Annotated in this window: 25 protein-coding genes and 1 tRNA gene; 12 read left to right on the top strand and 14 right to left on the bottom strand. The window is 44.4% G+C overall.

Annotated elements, in window-relative coordinates:
* Positions 1 to 220 precede the first annotated feature (220 nt).
* On the bottom strand, positions 221 to 1,063 hold the full coding sequence (locus ACJJI7_RS12075; RefSeq protein WP_282951399.1) for a DUF4396 domain-containing protein: 843 nt from the start codon (positions 1,061 to 1,063) through the stop codon (positions 221 to 223).
* A 509-nt stretch (positions 1,064 to 1,572) separates the two neighbouring features.
* Between ACJJI7_RS12075 and ACJJI7_RS12080 the strand changes: the two genes are divergently transcribed.
* Entirely contained in the window at positions 1,573 to 2,223 is a 651-nt protein-coding gene (locus ACJJI7_RS12080) for a class I SAM-dependent methyltransferase (protein ID WP_282951398.1), read from the top strand.
* 216 nt (positions 2,224 to 2,439) lie between these two features.
* Here ACJJI7_RS12080 and ACJJI7_RS12085 read toward each other — a convergent pair whose 3' ends face one another.
* Positions 2,440 to 3,465, bottom strand: a complete 1,026-nt coding sequence (locus ACJJI7_RS12085; RefSeq protein WP_444902063.1) for a patatin-like phospholipase family protein — start codon at positions 3,463 to 3,465, stop codon at positions 2,440 to 2,442.
* Positions 3,466 to 4,045: 580 nt separating this feature from the next.
* Between ACJJI7_RS12085 and ACJJI7_RS12090 the strand changes: the two genes are divergently transcribed.
* Complete coding sequence (locus ACJJI7_RS12090; protein WP_444902062.1) at positions 4,046 to 5,995, top strand: aconitate hydratase; 1,950 nt, start codon at positions 4,046 to 4,048, stop codon at positions 5,993 to 5,995.
* A 424-nt stretch (positions 5,996 to 6,419) separates the two neighbouring features.
* Here ACJJI7_RS12090 and ACJJI7_RS12095 read toward each other — a convergent pair whose 3' ends face one another.
* Together ACJJI7_RS12095 and ACJJI7_RS12100 are read right to left on the bottom strand one after the other, a co-directional pair.
* Positions 6,420 to 7,001 carry a hypothetical protein gene (locus ACJJI7_RS12095; RefSeq protein ID WP_282951395.1) on the bottom strand — a complete coding sequence of 194 codons (582 nt, stop codon included), beginning with the start codon at positions 6,999 to 7,001 and terminating at the stop codon, positions 6,420 to 6,422.
* A gap of 284 nt (positions 7,002 to 7,285) precedes the next feature.
* Complete coding sequence (locus tag ACJJI7_RS12100; RefSeq protein WP_444902061.1) at positions 7,286 to 8,269, bottom strand: hypothetical protein; 984 nt, start codon at positions 8,267 to 8,269, stop codon at positions 7,286 to 7,288.
* Between the two features lie 615 nt (positions 8,270 to 8,884).
* On the opposite strand from ACJJI7_RS12100, the gene ACJJI7_RS12105 reads away from it, so the two are divergent.
* Positions 8,885 to 9,163 (top strand): hypothetical protein, encoded by a 279-nt coding sequence (locus ACJJI7_RS12105; protein WP_444902060.1) that lies wholly within the window; start codon positions 8,885 to 8,887, stop codon positions 9,161 to 9,163.
* 71 nt (positions 9,164 to 9,234) lie between these two features.
* Here ACJJI7_RS12105 and ACJJI7_RS12110 read toward each other — a convergent pair whose 3' ends face one another.
* Positions 9,235 to 10,179 carry an alpha/beta fold hydrolase gene (locus ACJJI7_RS12110; RefSeq protein ID WP_282951392.1) on the bottom strand — a complete coding sequence of 315 codons (945 nt, stop codon included), beginning with the start codon at positions 10,177 to 10,179 and terminating at the stop codon, positions 9,235 to 9,237.
* Between the two features lie 208 nt (positions 10,180 to 10,387).
* Here ACJJI7_RS12110 and ACJJI7_RS12115 point away from each other — a divergent pair, with 208 nt between their 5' ends.
* Positions 10,388 to 11,077, top strand: a complete 690-nt coding sequence (locus ACJJI7_RS12115) for a helix-turn-helix transcriptional regulator (protein ID WP_475717072.1) — start codon at positions 10,388 to 10,390, stop codon at positions 11,075 to 11,077.
* Positions 11,078 to 11,486: 409 nt separating this feature from the next.
* Here the strand turns inward: ACJJI7_RS12115 and ACJJI7_RS12120 are convergent, their stop codons facing one another.
* The 3 genes from ACJJI7_RS12120 to csrA all read right to left on the bottom strand — a co-directional run bounded on the left by ACJJI7_RS12120 (position 11,487) and on the right by csrA (position 13,305).
* Positions 11,487 to 12,011: a hypothetical protein gene (locus ACJJI7_RS12120; protein WP_282951390.1), complete on the bottom strand. Its 525-nt coding sequence runs from the start codon at positions 12,009 to 12,011 to the stop codon at positions 11,487 to 11,489.
* Positions 12,012 to 12,148: 137 nt separating this feature from the next.
* Entirely contained in the window at positions 12,149 to 12,622 is a 474-nt protein-coding gene (locus ACJJI7_RS12125; RefSeq protein WP_282951389.1) for a LabA-like NYN domain-containing protein, read from the bottom strand.
* A 494-nt stretch (positions 12,623 to 13,116) separates the two neighbouring features.
* Positions 13,117 to 13,305, bottom strand: a complete 189-nt coding sequence (gene csrA, locus ACJJI7_RS12130; RefSeq protein WP_353376824.1) for a carbon storage regulator CsrA — start codon at positions 13,303 to 13,305, stop codon at positions 13,117 to 13,119.
* Positions 13,306 to 14,616: 1,311 nt separating this feature from the next.
* Between csrA and ACJJI7_RS12135 the strand changes: the two genes are divergently transcribed.
* From ACJJI7_RS12135 to ACJJI7_RS12150, 4 genes are all read left to right on the top strand, one after another.
* Positions 14,617 to 14,769 (top strand): hypothetical protein, encoded by a 153-nt coding sequence (locus ACJJI7_RS12135; RefSeq protein ID WP_444902059.1) that lies wholly within the window; start codon positions 14,617 to 14,619, stop codon positions 14,767 to 14,769.
* A 249-nt stretch (positions 14,770 to 15,018) separates the two neighbouring features.
* Positions 15,019 to 15,261 (top strand): hypothetical protein, encoded by a 243-nt coding sequence (locus ACJJI7_RS12140; protein ID WP_020412272.1) that lies wholly within the window; start codon positions 15,019 to 15,021, stop codon positions 15,259 to 15,261.
* 67 nt (positions 15,262 to 15,328) lie between these two features.
* A complete protein-coding gene (locus ACJJI7_RS12145; protein ID WP_444902058.1) occupies positions 15,329 to 15,577 on the top strand; it encodes a hypothetical protein in 249 nt (82 codons plus the stop codon).
* Positions 15,578 to 16,117: 540 nt separating this feature from the next.
* On the top strand, positions 16,118 to 16,792 hold the full coding sequence (locus ACJJI7_RS12150) for a DUF7822 domain-containing protein (protein WP_444902057.1): 675 nt from the start codon (positions 16,118 to 16,120) through the stop codon (positions 16,790 to 16,792).
* 631 nt (positions 16,793 to 17,423) lie between these two features.
* Here ACJJI7_RS12150 and ACJJI7_RS12155 read toward each other — a convergent pair.
* From ACJJI7_RS12155 to ACJJI7_RS12175, 5 genes are all read right to left on the bottom strand, one after another.
* Entirely contained in the window at positions 17,424 to 17,996 is a 573-nt protein-coding gene (locus ACJJI7_RS12155) for a hypothetical protein (protein WP_444902056.1), read from the bottom strand.
* Positions 17,993 to 18,616 carry an AHH domain-containing protein gene (locus ACJJI7_RS12160; RefSeq protein WP_444902055.1) on the bottom strand — a complete coding sequence of 208 codons (624 nt, stop codon included), beginning with the start codon at positions 18,614 to 18,616 and terminating at the stop codon, positions 17,993 to 17,995. Before ACJJI7_RS12160 ends, ACJJI7_RS12155 begins: the two co-directional genes overlap by 4 nt.
* 567 nt (positions 18,617 to 19,183) lie before the next feature.
* On the bottom strand, positions 19,184 to 19,525 hold the full coding sequence (locus ACJJI7_RS12165) for a hypothetical protein (protein WP_444902054.1): 342 nt from the start codon (positions 19,523 to 19,525) through the stop codon (positions 19,184 to 19,186).
* A gap of 406 nt (positions 19,526 to 19,931) precedes the next feature.
* Positions 19,932 to 20,258, bottom strand: coding sequence for a hypothetical protein (locus ACJJI7_RS12170; protein ID WP_282951380.1), 327 nt, complete (start codon positions 20,256 to 20,258; stop codon positions 19,932 to 19,934).
* Between the two features lie 198 nt (positions 20,259 to 20,456).
* Positions 20,457 to 20,543: transfer RNA gene (locus ACJJI7_RS12175), tRNA-Leu, on the bottom strand.
* Between the two features lie 178 nt (positions 20,544 to 20,721).
* On the opposite strand from ACJJI7_RS12175, the gene queA reads away from it, so the two are divergent.
* The 4 genes from queA (at position 20,722) to secF (ending at position 26,016) form a co-directional block, all read left to right on the top strand.
* Positions 20,722 to 21,795 (top strand): tRNA preQ1(34) S-adenosylmethionine ribosyltransferase-isomerase QueA, encoded by a 1,074-nt coding sequence (gene queA / locus ACJJI7_RS12180; RefSeq protein WP_020412281.1) that lies wholly within the window; start codon positions 20,722 to 20,724, stop codon positions 21,793 to 21,795.
* 14 nt (positions 21,796 to 21,809) lie between these two features.
* Entirely contained in the window at positions 21,810 to 22,928 is a 1,119-nt protein-coding gene (tgt, locus tag ACJJI7_RS12185) for a tRNA guanosine(34) transglycosylase Tgt (protein ID WP_040628384.1), read from the top strand.
* A gap of 206 nt (positions 22,929 to 23,134) precedes the next feature.
* Complete coding sequence (gene secD, locus ACJJI7_RS12190) at positions 23,135 to 25,003, top strand: protein translocase subunit SecD (RefSeq protein ID WP_020412283.1); 1,869 nt, start codon at positions 23,135 to 23,137, stop codon at positions 25,001 to 25,003.
* Positions 25,004 to 25,014: 11 nt separating this feature from the next.
* Positions 25,015 to 26,016: a protein translocase subunit SecF gene (secF, locus tag ACJJI7_RS12195; RefSeq protein ID WP_020412284.1), complete on the top strand. Its 1,002-nt coding sequence runs from the start codon at positions 25,015 to 25,017 to the stop codon at positions 26,014 to 26,016.
* A gap of 156 nt (positions 26,017 to 26,172) precedes the next feature.
* Here secF and ACJJI7_RS12200 read toward each other — a convergent pair whose 3' ends face one another.
* Complete coding sequence (locus ACJJI7_RS12200) at positions 26,173 to 26,427, bottom strand: PFL_1563 family small protein (protein ID WP_425411204.1); 255 nt, start codon at positions 26,425 to 26,427, stop codon at positions 26,173 to 26,175.
* Positions 26,428 to 26,454 lie beyond the last annotated feature (27 nt).

Consider the following 26,454-nt stretch of genomic DNA (forward strand, 5'->3'; position numbering starts at 1 on the left):
TTATTGAATGATTATGAGGTTCTCCGATGACTCTTTTTTGCGAAAGAGTTAGTGATAAGAATCAAACTCCTAATCTGATGAATATATTGATAAGTATGTCTCTGACGAATCAAAATTTTCCTTTCGAAATTAAAAAAGAGAAAGTGATGTATGGAAAGAGATCATTTCTTATAATAATATCTTTCCAGCCAAATTTTTAAAAAATATGGGTCTTTGTTAATCAAAATCGTAGGGGTACAAACTGATTCGTTATTAGAATTGTAAATAGAAGAAAAATAAGGGTGCACGCTATCCAAGTGATTGCAATTGAAAGAGGCAGGGTGCGCATTGTCATACCATGTTCTTTATGGTTCTTATCGGTGAGATGGCTTTCAAGCGAGCAGTGTCCTAAATGAGGTGCAGGCCCATCCCGCCCTGGTAAAGTCATACACCCATGTTTCAAGTGGTTTTTAACCAAGTAATAGTTAATAGGGTAAGCGATTATTCCACCGACGATAGTTGCAAGGCTCATTCGGAACCAAAATGTGGCATTTGTGGGTTCTTCTGATCCGGGCCATAGCGAAGCCAGTATTACCATAGTTGGAATCATTCCTCCCATCACCATATTCATAGAAACAGTCTCGGCGAAGAATGTTTTACGTACAGCTTTTAGATAGCTTCCCTGATACATACCACGCATCATCAGTGCTTGGAAAATAAAGAGCCCGCAGATAAAACCGGCAATGTATTCAATAGTGGCATCCCAGCCATTAGTGAGTCCGAAAATAGGAACTATTGATGCTGCAATCACGATTCCAGTTGCATCGCCAGCCAGGCAATGCATCTCACTGTTTACGCTTTGCTTCCATGTTGCCCGAGTAAAAGTATCGTGGGCGCCAGGGAAAGGCCGATGACAAGTAAGAAGATAGAGTATTAATCCGACAACACCGGTATATACCACCACCAATATCCATGCCATACGTTGTACCCAGCTGGTCGGCGCATTGGTGATGGAATCCCAAACGACAAAGACCACACTTATAGCCGCGAAAATAAACCAGACAAGCATAGCGCCATTTAGCATACCAGATTCTCTTTAAGGATTAGGCTGATATCTAGTAGTTTAATTGATAGTTACCGGTTTTTGAGAATTTGGATGGGTATTGGCTGTATCCATTCGAAGTTACATATTTATATATCGCACTTACTTTTTCAGGACTATAGTGCAGCAAGATAATCTTGGAAGATATTAGGGTAATACTTGAAGTACTTCAATTGATATAGAGTTATATTTACCTAATTGATCCACCAAATAATTTGGCTTAAGCTTGATCTATTGAAGTTACGTAAGATTAGCTGCTTTTACACTTTGATTTGACCTGGGCTCGTATATTGTTGCTTGGATCATGTTTAGAGAAATTTGATGGTGAGTTATGTGAACAACGCAATAACAGGTCAAAAAAATTTTTTAGACGCTAAGCGGCGATGTAAAAAGCAATCGAAAAACTGCTGTTAATTTCTAGATTAATTGCAGTTATGTAAGTACATAAGTGCTATTTATGTGCTCTACAATTGGTACTAAATGGAGAATAAATGTCTAAAGATCCTAAACTGGTCGCGGAACAGCTAAGGAAACCATCTGGTGCTTTAGCTTCAGATACTGCACTGCAGATGAACAAGGCTAATAAAGCAACGAACCTGGCTGCACTAGAATTGCTTAATGTGGTAGATCATGACCATATTCTTGAGATTGGGCCCGGCAATGGCAAGTTTGCAGTAGATGTGCTTCGTAAAGGCTCCAGTATTCGCTATACGGGAATCGATTGGTCCAGTGAAATGGTTGCGAGCGCGAAAACTCTCAATTCTAAACACATTGAATCGGGACAAATGGACTTTAAAGTTGGAACCTCGGAGAGGTTGCCGTTTGCCGACAGCCAATTCGAGAAGGCGATTACTGTCCACACCGTCTACTTTTGGGAATCTCTCAAAAAACATTTATCTGAAATACGCAGAGTACTGGTACCTGAAGGAAAATTTTGTTTAGCTTTTGGTGATAAGTCTTTTATGCAGAGTTTGTCATTCACACCGTTTGGGTTTCAGCTTTTTGATGAAAGCGACATTCGAACTCAATTAATTGAAGCTGGCTTTAGGGGTATATGTAGTGAAAAGCATATTGAATATGGAGAGAGCAATACTGGTGATCGAGTAGAAAAATTAATAAATATTATTTTATGTGAGGCTTGAGCCGAAAATTATATAGGGTTACCAAAAAACTTGGTGTTGCTGCTGATTGTTTCGGGTATGATTTCAATGAAAATTTGGCAATGAAGCCTCAAGCACAGAGTTGGTATGTTTTGAGCAGTGGTAAAGTCCATGAAAAGGTTGTTAACGCTTGGTCTCTATTTGATAGAGTACTTGAATGATTACTTATTGGCTTAGCTAATTTTGTGTTGATAGGTATCAGTATCCTTGCTCATATTGATGAATATCTTGTGTGTTCAGCAATGTCCGAGTAATGTCATCCAGTAATTTATCATAGTGCTTTGCATTTCTTTCACCAGACCTCTTCAATTCTTTCAAGTTTTTGGGGGATGCATCATCCAATGCGGGATTAGCATCATATAGATCTGGCTGAATTCGGAAGTACTTTGTATTTTCTACAGTAGATGAAATTTGTTTCAGATAATAATGCGTCATTTGGGCTCCGCCACTCAGTGCGATATCTATCGCTGGTCTCGCCCAGTTAAAAATGCCCCAATTTTTGACTTCTTTGTATTTGTAGCTTATTAGCTGTTTACCAGTGCCAAGAGATACAATAATCATATCCTTAATACCACCCACACCGCTAAACTTAATGGCCTCTGAGTAGGCACATAATGCAGGGTCACTGGCTACCATACCGCCGTCTACCAGGATATATTTTTTGTTAAGTGGCGGCAGCGAATAAATACGTGCAGGTTCAAAGTAGGTTGGTGCGGCAGTACTGCCTCTTAGTAAATCTCTTACCAAAAAATCTTCATCTCTTATTATGGCGCAGTGTTGCCTAAAGATAACTTGCTCGCGCTTTTTAATATCATAAGAAATGAAACAGGTGGGTTTTAATAGTTTGCTTAGCTTTGTTTTACCAAAATACTTCTTTAATATCTTTTCCAGTTCATGTGTAGAGTATTTTTCTTCCTTAAGCAGTCTCAGCTTGTTCAGGTAAGGCCAGATTCCAGTATCAAACACCTTACCTCCTTCTTTAAGGTAAATATTTACCGCTTCCCGGGCTGAAAATTTGGGTCTTCCCTCCTTGTTTGGACAAATATAGGCCGCGCCTAATATAGCGCCAGTGCTTGTTCCTGCAACCAGATCAAAAAAATCTCCTATTCTGGCGTCGGGATTGCCTGATTTCACTCTCAGCTTATGTTCAAGAGAAACCAATATCTGACCAGGCAGTATGCCTCTTATCCCCCCTCCATCAATAGATAGGATTCTGATCGCCACTGTTCACTCTCCTCGTCTTTACTAATTGTGTGCGATTCTAGAAAGATAGCACTAGGATCAACAGTTAATGCTTTAAATATCAGAGGTGACTACTGTATATCGAAAGAGTTTGTCGGTACAAAAAATCCCCTTTTTAGCAGTATTTCTGTATGAATAAAAGGAATGTATAAATTTTAAAGAAGGTTGGTGCATGCACATTAACGGGTTGGTGGGCAACTATCAGCTTTTTTAAAAGCAAAAAATTTACGCTGACTTTTATAGTTACAGTAAAAATCTTAATAGTTCCTTATTATCCTCAAGGAAAGTACAGCCACAGATTTATCCACAAAACGTGAGGCTGTTGGATATGATCACTTGTTTCTTAAAAGACAAATACAAAAGACCATTATTCATGGCAGGTTTGGAATAGCGCGTTTTCCTATTTTTTGAGGCTTAAGGTTATCGGTCCGTCGCTTAATTAACCATGCAAGTACAGAAGGGCATTTAGACACACATAGTAACTATCTTGGGTCGGACTACAATGATCAGGGCTAAGAAGCGCCGCAGGTGGAGCTTCCCAGATTAAGGAAGGGTACCCATTATGGCTATGAACCTCGCACAGAAACTGATCAAGAGCCATCTCGTGAGCGGTTCATTGGAACCCGGTAGTCCAATAGAGATAAAGATTGACCAGACGTTGGCTCAAGATGGCACCGGCACTCTGGTAATGTTAGAGCTAGAGGCGCTTGGTTTATCGCAAATCAAGACTGAGCTTTCCGCACAGTATGTAGACCATAACCTCCTACAGACGGACTTCAAAAACGCTGATGATCACCTGTTCCTGCAAAGCGCCTGTCGCAAGTTTGGACTTTGGTTCTCACGTCCCGGTAACGGTGTAAGCCACCCGGTACATATGGCTTGCTTTGATATCCCCGGAAAGACGTTACTTGGCGCCGATAGCCATACCTGTGCAGCCGGCTCTATGGGCATGCTGGCCATTGGTGCTGGTGGCCTACAGGTGGCCATGGCTATAGCTGGCGTTCCCTTCGCGCTGAAAATGCCGAAAGTGCTCGGCGTAAAGCTTGAGGGTGAATTACCGCCATGGGTCAGTGCCAAAGACATAATCCTGGAAGTGTTACGCCGGCAAACAGTGAAGGGCTGTGTGAATAAGATTGTCGAGTATCACGGCCCAGGCCTCGCCAATCTGACCGCGATGGACCGCCATGTGATCGCCAATATGGGGCAGGAGATGGGTACCACTGCCAGTGTCTTTCCTGCCGATGAAGCTGTGAAAGCCTTTCTCAAACAGCAGCACCGAGAAAGCGATTATGTAGAAATGAAAGCCGATGAGGGTGCGAGCTATGACGAAGAGGATACTATCAATTTATCTGATCTTGAGCCGCTAATCGCCTGCCCATCCAGTCCAGATAAAGTGGTAACCGTACGTGAGGTGGCGGGGCGCCCTATTTACCAGAGCTATATTGGCTCTTCCGCTAACCCGGGGCTGCGGGATTTCGCCATACCAGCGCGTATTGTCGCAGGTCGTCGTTTAGCCGACGATGTCTCTTTTGATATCAACCCAACCTCGCGCCAATTGCTCGAAGAGCTTAGCCGGAGTGGCGATCTCACAAAACTACTTGAAGTTGGTGCGCGCTTGCACCAAACAGGCTGTGGCGGCTGTATTGGTATGGGGCAAGCTCCCGCCACTGGCCGTATCAGCCTACGAACTGTGCCACGTAATTTCCCCGGTCGATCCGGCACAGCAGATGACCAAGTCTATTTATGCAGCCCTGAAACTGCCACTGCCAGTGCACTGAAGGGCGTGATCACCGATCCTCGTGACCTGGACATGGACTATCCCAGCTTTAGTGAGCCGGAATATCTGCCAGATATAAGACCATTACTTCAACCACCCCAAGAAATCCCTGTAGCAGTTGAGCTGATTAAAGGTCCGAATATCAAACCGTTACCAAACTTTGAAAAGCTTCCGAACATCTTAACGGGCCCGCTATTACTGAAAGCGAGTGACAACGTCTCTACGGATGAAATACTGCCTGCCGGAGCGGAGATTTTACCTTTGCGCTCAAACATACCCGCCATTAGTCGCTATACATTTTCCCGTATCGATGAAAACTTTTACCAGCGGGCAATGAAATTGAATGGTGACTGTTTTGTTGTTGGTGGTGAAAATTATGGGCAAGGCTCCAGCCGTGAACATGCAGCGGTATCTTCACGGTTTCTTGGCGTAAGGTGCATAATCGCAAAAAGCATGGCTCGTATCCATCGGCGTAATCTCATTAACTTTGGTGTGCTGCCACTGCTTTTTGAGAACTTTGATGATTACGACCGACTTGAGCAAGATTCAATTCTTGAGATTGACAAGCCAATAGCACAATTGAAGTCAAAAAATTCTGTAAAGCTTTTGATTAAGTCATCTGGCGAGACTATTAATCTGCGCAGTGACCTGTCAGCGGATGAAATCGAGGTGCTAGAGGCTGGTGGCATGATTAATCAAGTACGAGAAAAGTATCTGAGTAACGGGAAGTCGTAGATTTTACTTTATTCATAATTCTTTATAATAATTTTTATCTTAAGATGGGATATTGTATCCAGTGTCTTAGCCATGAGCGAAAAGCTTTATTATTTATGAACTAGGTGGGTTGTGTGATATTAAAATTTGAAATATTCTATAATTCTAATTAAAGGAAAAAATCAATATTTCCGTGAGGTTAATGCATGTATTTAAATCTTTTTGTAATTGATAAGGCGACACTGTAGATTATTATTCTAGTTTCTAATTTATTAAGGAGTCTCATTCGGGCAATTCCTCTTAATGAATGAATACTATTTCAATATAGTTAGCGTTGATGCTGGCATAATAGACAGGTAAAACTTCTAAAGCAATAGGAAAAAATGTGAAAATATTGCCTAGCTTTATAGAGTTTAGGGTAGCCTGGAATTTAAAAAACGTGATATTAAAAGCAAATTTTAGGGAAGCAAATCTCTATTCCTTGCCGGCCACAAAAGAATTGTCTGATATCAGTATTCCATATACATGAGCTATTCAATAAAATAAAATCGCCTTGCATAATTTTTGATACTGCCATTATCGAGCTATCTGATTCTGACGCTACTGTTAAACCCGGTAAAAATGGAGTCATGGATTGAGTACCAAATAACGAAAGTATATTGTAGACTTCTGTTGCTGTTGGGTCATAGCTAAGCATGCTATGATCAAATCCAGCCACCCCCTTATTGGTAAAAGTTAAACTGTTAACAAATATTTCTCTCTCTATTTCTGGTAGTGCACCTAAGGGTGATTTCTCTATTGGAGTAATCTCTAAATACTTGTCTAACTCTTTTCTGTTTTTTATTGGAGCAAGTAGGAAGTCACTCCTTCTTTTCTCCATCCAATATTGCTGTTTATCTTTCATTGACCTACTGTGGTTGAATTTTTTTCTTTGATTTTGAGATGAATTCTCCAGGGTAGATGCCTGAAGTGAGAAGAAAATAGATGTAACTGTAAGGATTGATACTGTTTTTCTGATATTTTTCATGTTTTGCCTATCTATAAATGATCATACCTGATTCAGATAATCAGCGATGTAAGAATGAATTCTAAGTACTTACAGATCTCAAAAGGTTTAATTGTGGCCCAAATAACAATCTCTGAATTTTAGATTAAAGTTGTTGGAAAAAGGTCAAATTTTGCTCTGACTCAAAATTATGACTAGTTGTCTACTATGATCTGCACTGATATCAGTTTTAATTTTTATGCCTCTTATATAAGGTTTATTGCTTAGGCCTGTTCAGCATACAATGCAAACTAATCTAATAAAATTTATTTGCCATCTATGCTATTTTCTGGTGCTATTTTCTGCGAGCGGTTCAAATTGATATTGGTCAAAGCATTATTGAGTGCTGTAGGCTCTCCCTTTTGAGGCCAGCCAACAAATGACTCGGTAAGTTTTCCATCAGAAAAAAAATAAAATGCAGGAGTTCCAATATTGCTTCTAAGCTCAGGGTGTCCCGGCCATGGTGGTGCGATATGCATTAATCCTGCAGGTAACTTTGGGTAATTTAGTGACCACTTAAGAAAGCTCTCTATGTACAACTTTCCTCTAGGTTCAGTGAGCCAATATGAGTAATCAGAGAAAATCATTTCCAACTCCCTATCACTAACAATATATTTAGCTGCTGAAATTGAGAAATTACACAAGGGATTTGATACTACTAAAACAAATGGCCCATCGTTTGGTATACTAAATGCGCGTTGTGTAAGAGATGTTTCCCCTATTTGCCAAATAGTAGGGCGGTTAGATGCTATTTCTTTATTTCTATAAACTTTCGGTATCGCTTGCAAATAGTCTAAGTTTTTATTTTTGATCATATCTCTAGCCAATTCAAATTGCCGAGTAGCGATATAGGCTTCTTGTAGATCGGCCAAGTGGCGCTTCTTTATAATATTTTTCACCTTCAAATAATTTAATACCTTATTCATGTCGTCGACATATTTAATCTCTGGGTTATAGGCAATCGTAATTTTTGTAGCTTGAAATAGGTATTCCAATTCAATCCCGCTAAAACTTATAAATTCGTTGGAGTTTATAATGGGAGTGACGTTATCTACATAAAATTGTTTGGCTGAATTTATCTTATTTTTATCTATTCTTGAGTTTTTGTAGATCTGTCGTATCTGATTATAAATGTTCTTTATTGTCTTATCAGTGCTTGCCCAAGCCTCAATGTGTAGATTAAAAAGCAGTAGTAAAGTGACAAATGTGCAAGCTTTTTTAATAGATTTAAATTTGTTCACAAGGTGCATGGTGGCAAAGTTTCCTTATGGAGGAGGGTTTGACGTGCGTAATTTATTTACTTTGTTTGGGTTAAAGTAAAATTGTAAGAAACTAGTAATAACCAAATTGGTAGAGGGCGTCATAAAGGTTGGAGCCAAAATAAATAGCATGCTAAGTTTACCGTTGGTAAGGCGGGTAAGTCAATAAAGACAACATGTTATCTACTATTTTGGCGTTAAAAATATCAACTAATCGTTTTGGGACTAAAGTCTCATAATAAAACGTACCATCCGAGATCGAAGAATAAATTCTAATAAAAGCAAATGTAGGTTTTGGTTATAGGGTTTCTCTGGACAACATGGGTTGACACACAGGTGAATTGATTGTTGTTGTGTTATTCAAAACTATTTTAGATAAACAGAAGGGGACTAGGTTGGAGTCAAAAAATGCTGCATTACTTTCCTGGAAAATTTTAATGGAATTACATTCTTGATACGTATTACGTCCACGAGATAGATTCTAAATTTTTCTGAGTTCCCAGTTGAATGCCAGTATTGAGGAGCGCTGTAGTTGGACCCTGTATTGTACGGATATGTGCAGCCACTACACCAGCTGCTATCAGTGGTTATGGAGTGAAAGTTCTCATGGCTCGTATCCACCGGCGCAATCTCATTAACTTTGGTGTACTGCCACTACTGAGTGGGAACTTTGATGATTACGATCGACTCGAGCAAGATTCAATTCTTGTGATTGAAAAGCCAATAGCACAATTGAAGTCAAACAATTCTGTAAAGCTTTTGATTAAGTCATCTGGCGAGACTATTAATCTGCGCAGTGACCTGTCAGCGGATGAAATCGAGGTGCTAGAGGCTGGTGGCATGATTAATCAAGTACGAGAAAAGTATCTGAGTAATGAAAAATAGTAGATTTTACTACATCCATAAATTACTCAGATAATTTCAGAGATATTTTTTATATCAAATGGCCTTTTGCGCTAAGTGGCATCCTGTTGTTCTAGCCACTTTAAAATTATCTGATTTGTTTCTTCAGGTTTTTCCTGTTGAATCCAATGGCCGCAGTCGAGGCTGATTATATCAACATTGGGAACGAACTCTTTTAGGTTTTGGGCTTTGGGGATCAAGTCTCGATCACCATAAATCATGAGTGCTGGCTTTTGAATGATTGGGTCTACATCAGCCAAGATCTGCCAATTGCGATCAAGATTTCTGTACCAATTTATACTGCTCATGAACCCTGTTTTCTCAAATGCGGAAATAAAAACAGCCAGTTCGCTATCACTCATTAAGGGCTCGCCAAGTGGCGCTTCTGCTCTGGCGAGATCGATCATCATCATTCCAGGCTCTGGTGGTGCTGGAGGCACGTTCTTGCGGAATATATTGCGAAGGAACTGTGAAGTATTTGCGTCTAACACAGTGTCCGCGATGCCTGGCTGTCGGTTAAAGTGAACGATGTAATAGTCGCTTCCTAGAAATTCCTCCATAAACTCGACCCAAGGCTTTTCTGTGCGAGCCTGGTAGGGTAAGGCCATATTTATAACTTTATTTACCCGGGTTGGATGTAATAGCGCAAGCCCCCAAACCACCATTGCCCCCCAATCATGGCCGATAAAGGTAGCATCTTTGTATCCATAGTGGTCAAGCAGTGCGACGAGGTCATCCGACAAGTTTTTAATGTCATAGTCAGTTACGTCGGCAGGACGGGATGAATTGCCATAACCACGCTGGTTTGGAACGATAACGTGGTAGCCGGCTGCGGCAAGTACTGGCACCTGATGGCGCCAAGAATAGGCATGCTCTGGCCAGCCGTGACAAAGCACAATTGGGTTTTCCGTACTCTGCTGGCCTGCTTCAAAGACTTCTAACTCAACGCCGTTGATTGAAATAAGAGTGGGCTTAGGGAAATCGGTTAGATTAAACAATTTATTTCTCCTTTCTTGGATGGCTCAAGTAACGCCGCATATACCGGATGGACCCTTTCTTTCCCTTGGGATTACGGGTGTGCGTTGCAATTTCAGAACTCCTTTGCTGAAATGAACGGCCATAGATTAAAATCCAATGGTGCCAAATAATGTCACCATTTAATCATATTCTTACAAAATGAGTGTTCGCCTTCGACAAGACGCCATCGTGCGCAGCCTTCGCCGAAATGGTACTTCTACGATTGCTGACCTAGCAGAAGAGGTCGGTGTATCCAGGCGTACAGTGTTGCGTGACATTAGCGCACTGCGCGATGAGGGCTTTGTTATTCATTCTGAACCCGGTCCTGGGGGCGGCCTGCAACTAGACCCGCAATCGGTTCAAACCACAGCGCGTCTCTCGGTTGCCGAAGTCTTTGCTCTTCTGATCAGTGTTGCATCAATGCGTGCGGCCGGGAATTTACCTTTTTCAGGTCTCGCAGATGCCGGCCTTGCCAAAATAGAGAAAGCTTTGCCACCGGACAAAGTGCGTGACTTACGCCGGTTTTTGGACTGCTTATATATCGGTAAGCTTTCACCGCAGGTAGACATCTCAAATATCCAAGAGATGGAGCCCACCCTGCTACCCACTTTTGAGGCAGCTTTCCTCCAACGGCTACAACTAAGTTTCCAGTACTGTGACGCAAAGGGGTCTGTAACCAGCAGGGTTGTTGAGCCACAAGCTATGCTCATTTTACCACCACTATGGTATTTGGTAGCTTGGGATCCCGCACGCAAAGACTTCCGTCATTTTCGAATGGACAGAATCAGTAAGCCGGAATATCTTGAAGGCAAAACATTTCGGCGCCGACATGTATTATTCGAAGATAGTGTCTCCCCAATTCGCCATTTATCTCGCTAATCTTATTCGTTATGAAAGACAAAATGGTGTCTTAAGCCAGACTCATTTTGCCAGAGCTAAGTGAGATATCGATATAAAATGGGTGTATTAATACTCACCACTTAAAATATATTTCAATATATTTTGTCGATTGAGGTCGCTAGAAAATAATTAGTAGCTGTGATTATACCAGCTCATGATTAAGTTAATCGAGTATCAGTAACGAATTTGCAAGGGCATTTATATTGAGTTATTTACATACACCAATATCTTTATTGGTTGCTTTTTCCTGCTATCTAATTCCGCTTCGCGGTTGATGATCGGGAAATAATACGAGATTTTTAATAGATGTAACCTGATTAAAGTAGGGGGTTTGTTCAGGGTTCTCTGTATCTATGCTTAATCGGTCAACGACTGCCCAATCACGCGGCTATGGAGCTTGTGCCGGAATCTTATAGATCACATATTGGCGCCCACGGTACTCTATACCTTTTGATAGATAAAGCCATCTAGATACGGCGACTTCCATGGGTTTGTCCCACGCTTTGTTTGAGGAACCTTCGATCTTTATTTTTCTGGGAATGAGTCCTCTACCTTCTGATTTCGGAATCTCTGCTAATTCAAACGAAACCACTATACATGCTGGTAAGTACTTGCCATTACCTTTAGGAAGCACAGGTATGGTCTTTATTGTTGGCTTGGCCTTAGATTCTGGTATATCAAGATCTAAGTTTGGGCAAACATCTACATTCTCAGTTGCTTGAGTAACCATGGAGAAGAGGATTAAACCTGTAATCAGTAAATTCTTCACTTTGTTAGGTCCTTGACTAGAGCGTACTAATCGGTAGTCTGTATGAAGCCAGCTGGAAGTACTTTTTCTTTGTCCTCCAGGATAGAGTTTTATCCTTAAATTACAAAATTGGAAAGGATGTTGCTTTGAGCGCAATTGTTTCAAATGAGTTGCTAATCATATGTATATTTCACATTGACCAGTTATCGCTTGATGTAGCGTATTAGCCCTCATTAAGAAGAAAAGAGCGCAGTAGATGACTACAGGTGCATATGAGAGCCATCTACTGTTTTAGATAGTAATTAGAGTAACAGCTTATTTTCAATTGGGGTGAATTTACTCGCTGCATTAACCAAAGAGGCAGCTGTCAACTCTGGTACGCCATATACTTCAACTTTCTTGCCTCGGTCTAATCTAAGGTTATGAGCAAGAATGTCAAAGTCACCATCTCCCGAGACTAAAACTATAGTATCTACCAGGTTTGAATATTCTATGGCGTCAATAGTTATCCCTACATCCCAATCACCCTTGGCAGAGCCATCAGATCTTTGCGTAAAGGGTTTTAATTTCACTTCAAAACCAATAGATCTCAAGATATTTTGAAATTCATACTGTTTTCTATCGCCACGGTCGATGGCATAAGCCGCCGCCTTAACCACTTCTCTTCCACCCGTCACTTCCGACCAAAACTTATTGTAATCAAAGTTTCGTTTATAGATTTGCCTGCATGTGTAATAAACATTTTGCACATCAACAAGTATGGCAATTTTTTCCATTTGAGAATCCAGTAATATTGAGAGGCCTAATACACAAACAGCGATATGACCTGCGGCCTCTTTTGTACACACTTTATGCTGCTAGCTTTTCATATTCAAGCGACGATTATTAGTCAAAATTGGAGTAGGGCTGCTATTGGTTGGAGAACCAAGCCAATGCTGATTGGGCGCTTGTACTAGTATAGGCGGTGATGAATAGTGATCTTGTGAAGAAGGTAAGGTGTACGGAAGATTTCTCCCTATGTTATGGCCTGGATGTGCAGTTATTGACATCCTAAGCCAAAGCTGATTCGCTGTGTCAAATAGAATACCCCCTTTAGGTGCCCGCGTTGCGGGCTTCTGAGGGGCGTAGTCTCAAGGCCAATGTTTCCCTTCCTGGGTGTATACTGGTAAGGAATATCCATTGGAATCTAATACAGAGCTATAAAACCGTAGAGCTATTCGCTATGGAGTTTAGGCTCATGGAGTAGCCCAATACAGGGAGAATCTGCCTCTCAACCATCTCCATTACTTGCCTCTCGCTCTTTCTGGATGCGCATATAAATTTCCTCACGGTGAACGGGCAGGGATTTGGGAGCCTCTATCCCCACTCTTACGTGATTACCTTTAATATCCAAAACTACGATTGAAACGTTTGCTCCAATCCTGAGGTTTTGGCCAATCCGTCGAGTTAAAATTAACATATCCATTTCCTATTGATACTTAAACCATGGGGAGACCTTCCGCTGTGGGAAAGCTTAGAGAGTGACGTTTTGAGGCAATACGAGGTGGGGCGCGGGAACGGTAGGCGTAAAAGTAGAAAAGGCGGATACAACGCTCCCAGAACCTGAAAAAGCCTTTCAAGTTACTGAATGTGCTCCACTTTATTGAAGACGAGCGGGTTTCTAGCGTATCATCCATTACAGCCACTTTGATAGTTCGTGTATCAATTTGGTTAGCTGGCCCCTGGTGTTGGTAGCACCTTGGGTCAGCGCCTTTTACTTACTTTTATGTCACGCTACCGTTCTCCTTTGCGAGATTGGGCCATTTAGAAAGTTTTGAGCCTTTTGATTCCGAGTTGTTCGCTAATTAAAGCTTGCTCAGCTATGGCCAAAAATACCGATAAATATCTATTTACCTTACGCATTTTTGACACTGAAAACAATCTTAATAAATTCCAATAAGATCATTTTGGTGCCTATCTTCCTATACGCATTTGCTATTGCACGGTTTTTAGATTGTTGGTCTGATCCAGGCTTGATTACTACTGTTAGATTACATTCGGAAGAGGTTGGGTGGACCAAGATAACTGGAATCAGTAATCTAAATTTTAAATGCACTCCATGATTTATTGAGTAGATAAGAATTTATAGAATCTATTGCATAGCTTATTTTCTTCTGGGTCAATTTATGGCTGCTTGCTATGCAACTAGATTGTGGTCTGCATTTAATGAGGTGTTTAGTGGTTAGCTAATTAAAGTATTCTTATTTCAATTCTAAGTTACCGAAGCTAAAAGATCGGAGAAGGCTTATTCAGCTGCTCAGTTTAAAGTGATGATCCAGCCGATGCTTTCACTTATGAACATTTTAAATATGGAAGAGTTGAGTAGTAGAGAGATAGAAAACTGTTTGTTGAAAGTCAAACAACCAATCAGAAAATTGAGTACTTTGGGTAAAGACTGCTCCCTGTTTGGTGCAAAATGTTGGAAATATGATTTCCGCCTTTTTCAGAGCAAGAAATTAATGGTATCGAACAACAGTACAATATTTTTCTACCACAGTAATTTCGAGACTTTTTACTAGAGATTGGCATTGGGGAAGTCGGCTGCGGTATTGAATTTATGTTGGTAATTCATGGCCCCATCGTAGGGAAGTGTGGATAACCCGGAGCTACCGTGAACCACAGTCATTCTCTATCAGCTATCTGGGTTAGTATGAAGCTGGCTGGCTAATAGTCTTCAGATGTTAGAGGCACAGCATCCACTTTTAAAGACTGACCGCCAAAGCACCTCCAGATGACTAAAGTCAATCCTTTGAGTCTGATAGTTAACCAGACCCACATCTTCGAGTATATCTACTCCACCGCACGCCAGGGCGGAATGGACGATCTGATCCATGCACTACTTACTGCTGATTCTTTGGTTAACGCCTATCTGATTATTATTTGAGCAAAAGAGATCGCTGATTAATTTTCGTACTGCACATAGTGGACAACCTGATAAAGGTAACCAGCGCTATTACCGCTACTGCGGCGGAGTATGCGCACCGAGCTACAGACAGCGACAACCCATTAATGACCAAAATGCCTGGTTAGGCTGGGGCTTCACAGGGTAGAGCGGCACGCGGGCTATCTTGACAGGTCCTGAGCCCTGTATCATATACTGTATGGGTATACAGTATTGTGCTTGGAGGTAGTCATGGGAACCAAAAACATCATTTTCGACGGAGAGCCGATCCGGATATGCCGCTATCGGTCGGACTATGACAACCGACCAATGTACGCCATCTGCATCCTTAACTATACAAAGTACGTACGCAGCTTTTCGGTTTCTGTGGGTGTGAATTTGCGTGAAGAACTGGAGCTGACACTAAGGCAGATGCGGGAAGTTGAGCGCAGTATGGCTTGGTTGGAATCAGAATTTAAGGAGTTGAGTGCTTAATCTGGGTTGCTCTAAGCACTATTGAATGGCTAGCGGATGGCCAGGGAAACTTAACCGGAGAAAGGACATGGGAAGAACGATCAATAGGTTTGCAATCTTTGCCGAGCGTATTCATTTAATGAATGGCGGTGCAAAAAGTTTTAGAGGCTCCGCTCCAACTAATGAGGCGGCAATGGAGCTAGCAGCGGAAATTGCTAAATCCGAGAAAGCGGAGTTTTATTCCTGGCTGCAAATCCTTGATATTGTAACCGGGAACTATACCGAGTACTCAATCAAGAGAGGTGGTGTATTGGAGGAAAGGGAGTGCCAAGAATAACAAGAGCCTGCTAACTAGGGGGGGCTGCCCTCGTGACAGTCTTAGACTCGATGAATAAGGAGAAGGGGTGCGAGCGTATCGGAAAAGGTGATTGGTGGATTATAAGAATGGTGAGAGTCTTTTATAGTTTAAGCTGAGGCAGATCCTGGTTTGAAACAATTCTGGATGAACAGCATTGGTTACCAATGGTTAAGTTAACTGGTTTTGCAGCGATGCGGTTAGATAAATTCAGAGTAGTAATTGATTAAAATCAATTCGATATTGGAAAAGTGCTTTACACATAATGAGAAACATAGTGGTGGTAGAATGTAGATCCTATAGCGTTAGGGTATTTGTGGATATCTACAATTAACACACCTGATCGGGTTTTATGAGCAGGTTGCTGGCTATCAATAACCAATCGACTGCGTGTTTACAGAAAAATAATTTCACTTTCGGCTTGCTCTACTCAGGAAGTTGGCATCTAATAGTTTGCATATCCAGAAGGGGCATAACGCGATAAAGCTATGCTGTTGCTGGTATTTATAGGGAGTATCAAAAATGGCAAACCGTTCTTATCTTTACAGTCTTAGCAACCAACCAAAATCCTACTCAGACCGCCCCGACACTATCTCGGGCTTATCTGAATGGCCATACAATATCCCCTTCACTTATCGTGTGCTCATGTCTTGGAACCCAAAATTGTGTGCATCACTGATATCAGATGGCTTTGACGATGATTCGCCCGATAATAAAACTCAGCTTTATGCTATCAGCAGTGACTTTGAGACAGGATTTACGCGGTTAAAAAAATTTATTGAGGTTCTGCGAGTAATCGGGAAAGAGATTGATGGCCTGCAGGAATCAACGCTTAATGAAACATTAGAGTTTCTTGAAGAACATAAGGATAGTTATCTACTACTTGAGACTATCGAACTGAACTGCATGGATGAAAGTGAGGAAGCAGCCCTGCGTGACTACGTTGAAGGCGAAATCAGCGCTTGCCGTGAAGCTGGAGCTGCGATTGATGCGCTGCCAGAAGACCCAGAGGTAGCTGCCGATATTGTAATAAATGCAGCGAAAAACAAGTCAGAAGCTGCCCCAAGTGCATTTTACGGCCTCCAGTTCAATGATAAGTTTGACGATATTGAGAGTGAGCCACCTTTAGGTCTGTACTGGAGTGATATTCTTTATTATGAATTAGAAAATAAAGAGGAATTTGAGGAGGCTCTTTGATAAGTGAGTGGGGGCTTTAACTCCTTGAGTAGAAAACTTTAGAAGGGACCTTCTCCACTTGTGTAGCTATCAGGCCTAGGAGACCTTTAGATTGATGTCCAAATTTCTGTAGAACAATAGCGTCACTTCGGGGCGATCATAGAGGGGGCGGTTATCTTTCAAGGTACTTACTCAACAAAGGAAATATAGAACCTTCTAAATTTCCTTTACTTTTCCTTGATCATGCACCCAATGATACAAAGGGAAGGTGGCTGTATTTTTGAGTGATTCCATTTTATTGGAGGCGTGGAGACCTGATAGCGATGTCGAAATGCGCTAAGTGGAGGAAAGAAGGCACTGGCAATCACACAAACCATATACCCAGCATTTTTTTAGCAGAGAAATACCATACCGCCCCAGCTAAACCTCTAAAGTAGTATTCATAGTTTTGATTTAGATAGGGCCGGTGCTTTGGTGAAATATCCTGCGGTTAAAGGGTAGGAGGAGTATTTCGGGAAACAGTAACTTGCTTCCTAGTATCTAGATATCAACTGCTCCAACCTATTAGCAATAAATAGTGCTCTATATGAAAGGGTAGAATCTCCAGTCCAGTTAGGTGCTCTCCGCCTACAAGCAGTCATAGTTTTACAGTTTAATGCGTACTTCTCATACCTAACTCTTCAGGGAATGGATTACCTACATCAATAGAGAAGTTAATGCCTGTAAGATTGTTACTTTCAATAATGTTTTTCAGTTCGTCATTACAAAAGTAACCATTAAAGTCAATTTCAGCTTTAAAGATTGAAATTTCTTCAATATTATTTTCGTTAAATTCAATTGAAAATCTGTCATTCAAGGGGTCGTGAATACTAAGTTTCTCATCTGTTTTTACTATTGTTAAGCCGTTAAAAATATAGCCTTTTTTACCTTCAAATGTTATGGGTAAAAGCTCCCCAAATTTTGAAAGCTTATCTTTTAATAGGTTATATGCTTTTTCGCTAAGAAAAAGTTTGCCCACATTTAAGGAAATATCAGGAATTTCTTTTTTCTTTCCGCCAAAAGCATCATCAAAACCAACTTCCATTGGTTGCCATTCATTTTGGTATGGAAATGGCCTTTCATCCATGTAGAAGTCGGTATCTTCCCCAAGGGCTTCGCGGGCTTTGTCACCGTCAAAGGTGACCATTAAATAGTCTTTAATGTTTGGGTGAATACGATAAATCAAGGCTGATACTCCTTTGAGGCCGGAAGCATCACGTAAGGAGGGAAGGAATTTGTTTTTAATGAATTTTCAATCATTGAAAGTTGAAACCTTAAATGGCTTTGATCTTTTGTTATTGACATTTTGATATAGCTGGAAAGCCAGAAGTAATAGTTATTTCTGTGTATTCGGCTGTGCGGTACTGCATCTTTTAAACTCCTTGGCATTAACATCTTAGCAGCGGTGTTTTCCGGTAGCCAACAACCATTATCGGGATCATCAATTCTAACTTTAAATTTTGCCAATACAGCTCTTAATGTGACCGCTTTTGGTTGTGCCCCAGAAACAATGGCATGAGCATGGCATTTGGGGTGGGGCTTGGAATCATTAGATAAGGCCATCCTTTCGCCAAGGTTTTGCGAGATGTGAGCTTCCTTCTCTAATTCAGAACGGCTCATACCTAAGCCATCCAATATATAGCCAAGCATTTTCGCTATTCCATCCTCAACTTGCCCGACTACCAAAACGGCATTCAAATCTGCCTCTGTAGGGTTTTCCTTATTGGAAAATTTTTCAATGGCTAATTCTGTGCGACTCTTAAAAGCATGAGGCTTTTCAAGAAGGAGTCCGTGTGGAGGTAGCATAATCAATTATTCCGTTAATGATTAAGGTATTGTCAGATTATATCTTACTATTTTGTAGTGCAGTTGATAATTTGAGGCAGATTTGAAATGTCAATCAATTGGGACGATTGTTATATATTCCGGCTGGAAGAACTTCTATTGTCGAGATAATTTTAACGATAATGAGACCACGATTGAGAGCAGTATCACAAAATCAAGGAGCGGTAAGGTTCGCTTTTGTTGGTGGCTGGAGTGGAATTTAAACGCGCACGATGATGCATATCATTGTATTTAGAAGCCATCAGAGTTACCCAAACACTAAACAACTTCTATATAAATCAATATTTTGCCTGAAACTTGAACTCCTCTGTGATCCACCAAGGTTTTTCCGTTGACAATGCTCGGCCCAATTAGGACTTTCCGCTAGTCGCCACCCTGGTAATGGGCAGAAGCCAACCCAAGAGGCGGCAATTAATGGGTACAAGAGCAGTGCGGATGGGTTGTGTGTTAGCCTTGGGATGGTATTGGGATGAAATAGTATCCTTGAAATGGGCACACGCTGGAATGTGCCTATTTTCTATGGTTTTATTAGTATGTATAGATACCATCGATTTTAGGGTAGGTTTTTCCATTGTATTCAATACAGTCTCTTACCCATACATCTATTTCTTTGTTAGACATTTTGGAAGCTAGTAATGCACTATATAATTCTGAACGAGAAGGATTCTCCTTTTCTAGAATCAAATAATTAGAAGCAGAACAGTTATCTGGATTGTCCCAGGAACCATTTTCCCTAGCAACTAAAAGTAAGCCATTTGAACTGCCATTAAATAAAAAAGATATTTTTGCTTTACCACTATGGCCTGACGAATAAGCATCTAAGCTAATACTGATAAAATAATTAAACGAATGAACATTAAATAATCCCAATTATGTTTATTGCTAATAATGGGGGCGAAGAGTAGCGAGATCAGGTTTTATCGGTAAGCCTAAATATGTTTACTTGACTAGAGTTTGATAGCATTAGATTTGATCAAATTATTATTTGGTGACGGTTGGGTAGTAATTCAAAGATATTGAGTGATTGTTTCCTGTCCAATAAGGAAACGCGAACGTACCCAATATACAAGTCATTGTCATAGAGGTGGCAAAGGAGTTGGCAGAAAAAATTGCTAAATCCAAAAAAGTGCAGTTTTATTCCTGGCTGCAAATTCTTAACACAACTGCTTTGTTAAGTTGGGAGATTTGAAGTCCAATAGGTAAGAGGGCAGCAGTTATTTCAAGCCTTATGGGGATTGCACTACTTAGCCTATACCTCCCAGTATTTCAGAGGCGTCTACTTTGGCATAAGTTGCAGTGATGTTAATACTGCTGTGTTGCCATGAATAGAGCAGCTGTTATCGGTTGCCCATGCGTTTACAGGGGATTGGGTGCTGTAAGACACTAGAATCATGGACTTAACAAAATCCATGCCCGCGGCATTTTCTCCAAACCCCAATCTATTGGTTTGGCTACAACCGCAGTCTGTAGCCTTGTCAAAGGTTACTATGATATTCCCGTCTTGATATCGCAGAACAGAGGTTACTTTTGCATCGGTAACCAAACATCCATCTGCATAAACAAGGTTAGAAAGTAGTGCAATGGTGCCAAGTAAGTACTTCATTTTTGGATCTCCTCTTATTAGGACGGTCAACTTAGAAAAAGAGAGTGTCTCTGCTTAGGGGCTCCTTACGTCACCAGAGTATCAATGTGATTTCACGTTGATACTTTGGCGCTAAAACCAACAAAAATATCTTTTACAAAGTTGTCAGCTCAGAAATAAAAAACCCGCGAAAGCTAGGGCTGACGCGGGTTTGAGATATGGTACCAGAGGCCGGACTCGAACCGGCACGCTTTTAAGGGCGGGGGATTTTGAATCCCCTGTGTCTACCAATTTCACCACTCTGGCACTTTCGCTGCTCGACCTTGGGGTCGGTGCGAAGAGGGCGTGATTATAGCAATGCTTTGGCCGGGGTCAACCAGTGATTTCAATGACTTACGGCATTTTCTGTCGCGCCAGTTAACAGCTCCTAAAATTTCCTATAACCTTCGCGACCTCTCCATAGTTTCTAGATTTCCAGGATTCCATGCAGCGTCAGGACTTTGACTTTCATCTGCCCGATGAGCTGATCGCCCGCGCGCCTACTGAAGAGCGCCGCGGCAGCCGTCTTTTGTGTCTGGATGGGCCCAGCGGGGCCATTACACATCGGCAGTTCCCAGATATTCTCGACCAGGTACAGGCAGGTGACCTGATAGTCTTTAACGATACCCGGGTGATTCCGGCACGTTTGTTCGCGCAGAAGGAAACCGGCGGTAAGCTGGAAATCCTGGTGGAGCGGGTGCTCAATGAGACGGATATCTGGGCCCATGTGCGCTCCAGTAAGTCTCCCAAACCCGGTTCCAGCATCGTTCTTGAAGACGGTACCCGTATAGAGGTTACTGGCAGGAAGGATGCGCTGTTTGAGCTGTCCTTCCCAAAAGAAGAGGGCGTGCTGGCGATTTTGGATCGCCTCGGCCATATGCCGCTGCCTCCTTATATTGATCGCGAAGACGATGCCAGCGATCGGGAGCGCTACCAGACGGTATACGGCCGCAACGCGGGTGCCGTGGCGGCGCCGACGGCGGGGCTGCACTTTGACGATGAAATGATCGGCGCGCTGCGGGATAAAGGTGTCGAGGTTGTGTTCGTTACCCTGCATGTGGGTGCCGGGACTTTCCAGCCGGTGCGCGTGGATAATATTTTTGAGCACCAGATGCACAGCGAAGTGCTGGATGTTTCCCAGGAAGTGGTGGATGCCGTAGCCGCTTGCCGTGCTCGCAATGGCAGCGTGATTGCGGTGGGTACCACCAGTGTGCGGGCACTGGAAAGTGCGGCGCGCGGTGGCGAATTGCAGGCCACGGTGGGGGAGACGGATATCTTTATTTATCCCGGCTATGAATTTCAGGTTGTGGATAAGTTGGTCACCAACTTCCATCTGCCGGAATCCACCCTGTTGATGCTGGTGAGTGCCTTCGCGGGGTACCAGCATACGATGGCCGCATATAAAGCTGCTGTTGAGGAGCGTTACCGTTTCTTTAGTTACGGCGACGCCATGTTTATTACCCGCGATCCCAATGCCAAAAAAGAAGAAGTCGCACCAGCGAAAGGAGATACCCAGTGAGCCGCGAATGTTTTATGCAGTTTGAAGTGGATAACACTGATGGCAAGGCCCGTCGTGGCCGTTTGCGTTTTCCTCGCGGTGTGGTGGAAACCCCGGCGTTTATGCCGGTGGGTACTTACGGCACTGTTAAAGGTATGTTGCCGAGAGATATCGAGGGCATTGGTGCACAAATTATTCTGGGCAATACCTTCCATCTGATGCTGCGCCCGGGTACCGAAGTGGTTAAAGCCCATGGCGACCTGCACGACTTCACGCAATGGTCTGGCCCTATCCTCACCGACTCCGGCGGCTTCCAGGTATTTAGCCTGGGTGAACTGCGCAAGATAACGGAAGAGGGTGTTTCTTTCCGTTCACCCATTGATGGCAGCCCGGTATTCCTGGACCCGGAAGAATCCATGCGTGTTCAGCGGGACCTGGGGTCGGATATCGTGATGATCTTCGATGAGTGCACGCCTTATCCGGCCACTACCGATGAAGCGCGCAAGTCTATGGAGCTGTCCCTGCGTTGGGCGGAGCGCTCCAAAAAGGCCCACGGCGATAGCCCGTCTGCGCTGTTCGGTATTGTGCAGGGTGGTATGTACCCGGAATTGCGCGATGTGTCCCTGCGTGGCCTGACTGAGATTGGTTTCGATGGCTATGCCATTGGCGGCCTGTCGGTGGGTGAGCCGAAAGAGGAGATGATCAAGGTATTGGATCACCTGGCGCACAAGATGCCGGAAGACAAGCCGCGCTATCTGATGGGCGTGGGCAAGCCGGAAGATATTGTTGAAGCGGTGCGTCGCGGTGTGGATATGTTCGACTGTGTCATGCCCACGCGCAATGCGCGCAACGGCCACCTGTTTACCTTTGAAGGTGTGGTGAAGATCCGCAATGCCAAGCATCGCCATGATACGGGCCCCTTGGAAGAAGAGTGCGATTGCTACACGTGCGAGAACTTCTCCCGCGCTTACCTGCATCACCTGGATCGCTGTGGTGAAATTCTCGGTGCGCAGCTGAATACAATTCATAATCTGCGCCACTATCAGCGCCTGATGCAAAAGCTGCGCGATGCGATCGCCGCCAATGAGCTGGAGGCTTATGTCGCGGAGTTCTACCGCGGTCTGGGCCGTGAGGTTCCAGCGCTAGAGGCCTGATAGCGCCGTACTTTTATCCTATCTGGGGCACAGTCGATCGCACGATTGTGCCCCTGTCATTTGTCCGTTCATCCGATCCCCGTATAATCAGCCCCCACTTTTATTGGGGGCGGTGTACCTTGCATTCTGCGTATACTGCCCGCATATCCAGGCAAATTGCCAAGATTTACCGGCCCTCGGGGTCACACTAGAACAATGAGAACAGCATGAATCGCTACCCGATCTGGAAGTACTTTCTGATTCTCGCGGTTGTGGCCTTTGGCCTTATCTACGCCGCGCCCAATCTCTATAAGCCGGACCCTGCGGTGCAGATTTCCGGGCAATCCAGTGCCATGGTGATGGATGAGAATGTCCTCACCAAAGCACAAAAGGCCCTGGATGAATCGGGGATTGCGCACTTTGGCGGAGAGGTGGGCGATAAGGCGATATTGATTCGCCTCGAGTCCCAGGATGAGCAGTTGCCGGCCAAGCGCGCGATTCAGGAGGCCCTGGGCCACAGCGATTACGTGGTTGCCCTGAACCTGGCTTCCACCACGCCTCAGTGGTTGAGCGATATTGGCGCAAGCCCGATGAAACTGGGCCTCGACCTGGCTGGCGGTGTGCACTTCCTGATGGAAGTGGATACCAACACCATCGTAAAAACCAATATGGAAGGCTATGCGCAGGATGTGAAAACCAAACTGCGTGAAGCCAAGGCCCGTTACCGCAGTGTTGACCTGATCGACGATCGCGAAATCGTCGCCCGTTTCCGCAGTGATGAACTGCGCAACCTGGCGCTCTCTACCATGCGTAAGGAATTCCCGCAGCTGCAGCTGCGCGAATCCGGCAGTGGAGAGAACCTGGAGATCCGTGCCACCCTGTCTGAGCAGGAGATCAAGCAGCTTGAGGACTACGCGGTTAGCCAGAACCTGACCACCCTGCGCAACCGGGTAAATGAGCTGGGCGTGGCAGAGCCGATCGTTCAGCGCCAGGGGCGCAACCGTATCGTTGTAGAGCTGCCCGGTGTGCAAGACACCGCCGAGGCCAAGCGTATTATCGGTAAGACCGCCAACCTCGAGTACCGTATGGAAGCCCGCCCCGATGAGCTGGTTACCAACAAAGAGTACTTCGAGTACCGCAGCGAGCAGACGCAGCAGATGTACGGCGGTGCCTGGCTCGAGCGCAAGATTATTATCAAGGGTGACAGCGTTACCAACGCTCGTGTGGGCTATGACGAGAGCGGCTTCCCCCAGGTAAATATCACCCTCGACTCCCGTGGCGGTGAACTCATGCACCGTGCCACCTGGAAAAATGTGGGCCGCCGTATGGGCACCCTGTTTATCGAGACCCGCTTTACCCCGCAAACCAAGATCGATGCGGAGGGCAACGAGATCACCGAGCAGATCAGGACTGAAGACAAGAAGATTATCAGCCTGGCTACCGTGCAGAGTGCCCTCGGCAAGCAGTTCCGTGTTACCGGCCTGGACAGCCCCGCAGAGGCTCAGGAACTGGCCCTGCTGCTGCGCGCCGGTGCCCTGGCAGCTCCCATGTATTTTGTGGAAGAGCGCGTGATTGGCCCATCTTTGGGTGCCGATAACATCAAGGTGGGTATTCAGTCGGTAGAGTACGGCTTGTTGGCGGTACTTATCTGTATGCTGATTTCCTACCGCGTATTTGGTCTGGCTGCGAACCTGGCCCTGGCAGTCAACCTGATCCTGCTGGTGGCGGTGATGTCGATTCTCGGCGCTACCCTGACGCTGCCGGGTATTGCCGGTATCGTTCTGACCGTGGGTATGGCGGTGGATGCCAACGTGCTGATTTTCTCGCGAATACGGGAGGAACTCAGGAATGGGATGCCTCCGCAATCGGCGATTACCGCCGGCTTCGATAATGCTTACAGCACCATTGTGGATGCGAATATCACCACCCTGATTGTGGCGGTTATTCTGTACGCTATTGGTTCCGGTCCGGTTCAGGGCTTCGCGGTAACCCTGTCCATCGGTATTCTCACCTCCATGTTCAGTGCCATTATGGGTACCCGTGCAATCATTAACTTGTTCTACGGCGGTCGCCGTGTACAGAAACTCTGGATTTAAGGAGACTGGCCATGAGTGAGACCAAAGTGGAAAACGGTAAGATCACCGAGTACATGGGCAAGCGCGTTTATGACTTTATGCGCTGGCGCAAGATTGCCGCGGTTGTTTCTGTCATCCTGGTACTGGCATCGATTGGCATACTGGCGGCCAAGGGCCTGAAGTTTGGCCTGGACTTCACCGGCGGTACCCAGGTTGAAGTGGGTTACGAAGTTGCGCCGTTTATTAACGATGTGCGCACCCAGCTGGAAAATGCTGGCTATGACGGCGCTACGGTAGTGAACTACGGCTCCGAAACCGAGCTGATGATCAAGCTGCCGCCGGAGGTAACTGAAGAGGAAACCCAGATCAGTGCTACTGATCAGGAAGCCGTTACACCGATTGGCGACAAGGTGGTAGAAGTGCTGCGTGCAGGCAGCGATGGTACTGTCACCCTGCGCCGTGTGGAAATGGTGGGCCCTCAAGTAGGTGCCGAGCTGCGCGATGATGGCGGCTTGGGCATGCTGGTGGCTCTGGCCCTGGTGATGATCTACGTGGCCCTGCGCTTCCAGTACAAGTTCTCCGTTGGTGCCGTAGCGGCATTGGGGCACGATGTGATTATCGTGCTGGGCTTCTTTGCCCTGCTGGGGCTGGACTTCGACCTCACTGTACTGGCGGCGGTGCTGGCGGTGATCGGTTACTCCCTGAACGATACCATCGTGGTATCTGACCGTATTCGTGAGAACTTCCGCAAGGTGCGCAAGGCTGAGACTGAGGAGATTATTAATATCTCCATTAGCCAGACCCTGGGCCGTACCTTTATGACCTCGTTCACGACCTTGCTGGTGTTGTGGGCGCTGCAGTTCTTCGGCGGGGAGCTGATCCACAACTTCTCCCTGGCGTTGATCGTCGGTGTGGTTGTAGGTACCTACTCTTCTGTGTATGTAGCAGCAAACGTGCTGATGGGACTGAAGATCTCCAAAGAAGATCTGATGCCGCCAGTGAAAGAGGGTGCTGAGCTGGAAGAAATGCCCTGATCCAGGCTAACCCCTAAATTAAAAAGGCCGCTTTAAAGCGGCCTTTTTTGTGCTCCCGGTTTCTCAGTCACCATTAATCAAGTGTAATTAAGTGCTGAAGTCGGGGCCTTTTGTTGGGCTAAATTGGGCTAATTAGTGAAGCCATTTACGAGCGGTTTAGCTGCGAGGCTTTTTACCCAGGGTGATGTGCTTGGGGCCGGAGGTGTTGGTCTGGCCGCTCACACCCTTGGGCACCTGCTCAATCTCGCCACCCTTGGCCAGGAAAGCCTGCACCTGCGCTTCAATGCTCTCGCTGGTCTCTAACGGAGCGCTCTGCTTGCGACTGGAAGACGAGGATGCTTTTTTGGCCACGATAACTATCCGGTTTATGGGTTGGCCGGACATCATACATTGTTTTGAACAAAAAATCACCCAAACGCCTAAGCGCTGCACATAGCG

It is taken from the genome of Microbulbifer variabilis (assembly GCF_056232115.1).

Coding starts and splice junctions, on each gene's coding strand:
- ACJJI7_RS12135 (WP_444902059.1), top strand. CDS start 14,617: ATGACTAAAGTCAATCCTTTGAGTCTGATAGTTAACCAGACCCACATC.
- ACJJI7_RS12125 (WP_282951389.1), bottom strand. CDS start 12,622: ATGGAAAAAATTGCCATACTTGTTGATGTGCAAAATGTTTATTACACA.
- tgt (WP_040628384.1), top strand. CDS start 21,810: ATGCAGTTTGAAGTGGATAACACTGATGGCAAGGCCCGTCGTGGCCGT.
- ACJJI7_RS12145 (WP_444902058.1), top strand. CDS start 15,329: ATGGGAAGAACGATCAATAGGTTTGCAATCTTTGCCGAGCGTATTCAT.
- ACJJI7_RS12100 (WP_444902061.1), bottom strand. CDS start 8,269: ATGCACCTTGTGAACAAATTTAAATCTATTAAAAAAGCTTGCACATTT.
- ACJJI7_RS12105 (WP_444902060.1), top strand. CDS start 8,885: ATGGCTCGTATCCACCGGCGCAATCTCATTAACTTTGGTGTACTGCCA.
- csrA (WP_353376824.1), bottom strand. CDS start 13,305: ATGTTAATTTTAACTCGACGGATTGGCCAAAACCTCAGGATTGGAGCA.
- secF (WP_020412284.1), top strand. CDS start 25,015: ATGAGTGAGACCAAAGTGGAAAACGGTAAGATCACCGAGTACATGGGC.
- queA (WP_020412281.1), top strand. CDS start 20,722: ATGCAGCGTCAGGACTTTGACTTTCATCTGCCCGATGAGCTGATCGCC.
- ACJJI7_RS12090 (WP_444902062.1), top strand. CDS start 4,046: ATGGCTATGAACCTCGCACAGAAACTGATCAAGAGCCATCTCGTGAGC.
- ACJJI7_RS12140 (WP_020412272.1), top strand. CDS start 15,019: ATGGGAACCAAAAACATCATTTTCGACGGAGAGCCGATCCGGATATGC.
- ACJJI7_RS12170 (WP_282951380.1), bottom strand. CDS start 20,258: ATGAAGTACTTACTTGGCACCATTGCACTACTTTCTAACCTTGTTTAT.
- ACJJI7_RS12080 (WP_282951398.1), top strand. CDS start 1,573: ATGTCTAAAGATCCTAAACTGGTCGCGGAACAGCTAAGGAAACCATCT.
- ACJJI7_RS12075 (WP_282951399.1), bottom strand. CDS start 1,063: ATGCTAAATGGCGCTATGCTTGTCTGGTTTATTTTCGCGGCTATAAGT.
- ACJJI7_RS12150 (WP_444902057.1), top strand. CDS start 16,118: ATGGCAAACCGTTCTTATCTTTACAGTCTTAGCAACCAACCAAAATCC.
- ACJJI7_RS12095 (WP_282951395.1), bottom strand. CDS start 7,001: ATGAAAAATATCAGAAAAACAGTATCAATCCTTACAGTTACATCTATT.
- secD (WP_020412283.1), top strand. CDS start 23,135: ATGAATCGCTACCCGATCTGGAAGTACTTTCTGATTCTCGCGGTTGTG.
- ACJJI7_RS12160 (WP_444902055.1), bottom strand. CDS start 18,616: ATGCTACCTCCACACGGACTCCTTCTTGAAAAGCCTCATGCTTTTAAG.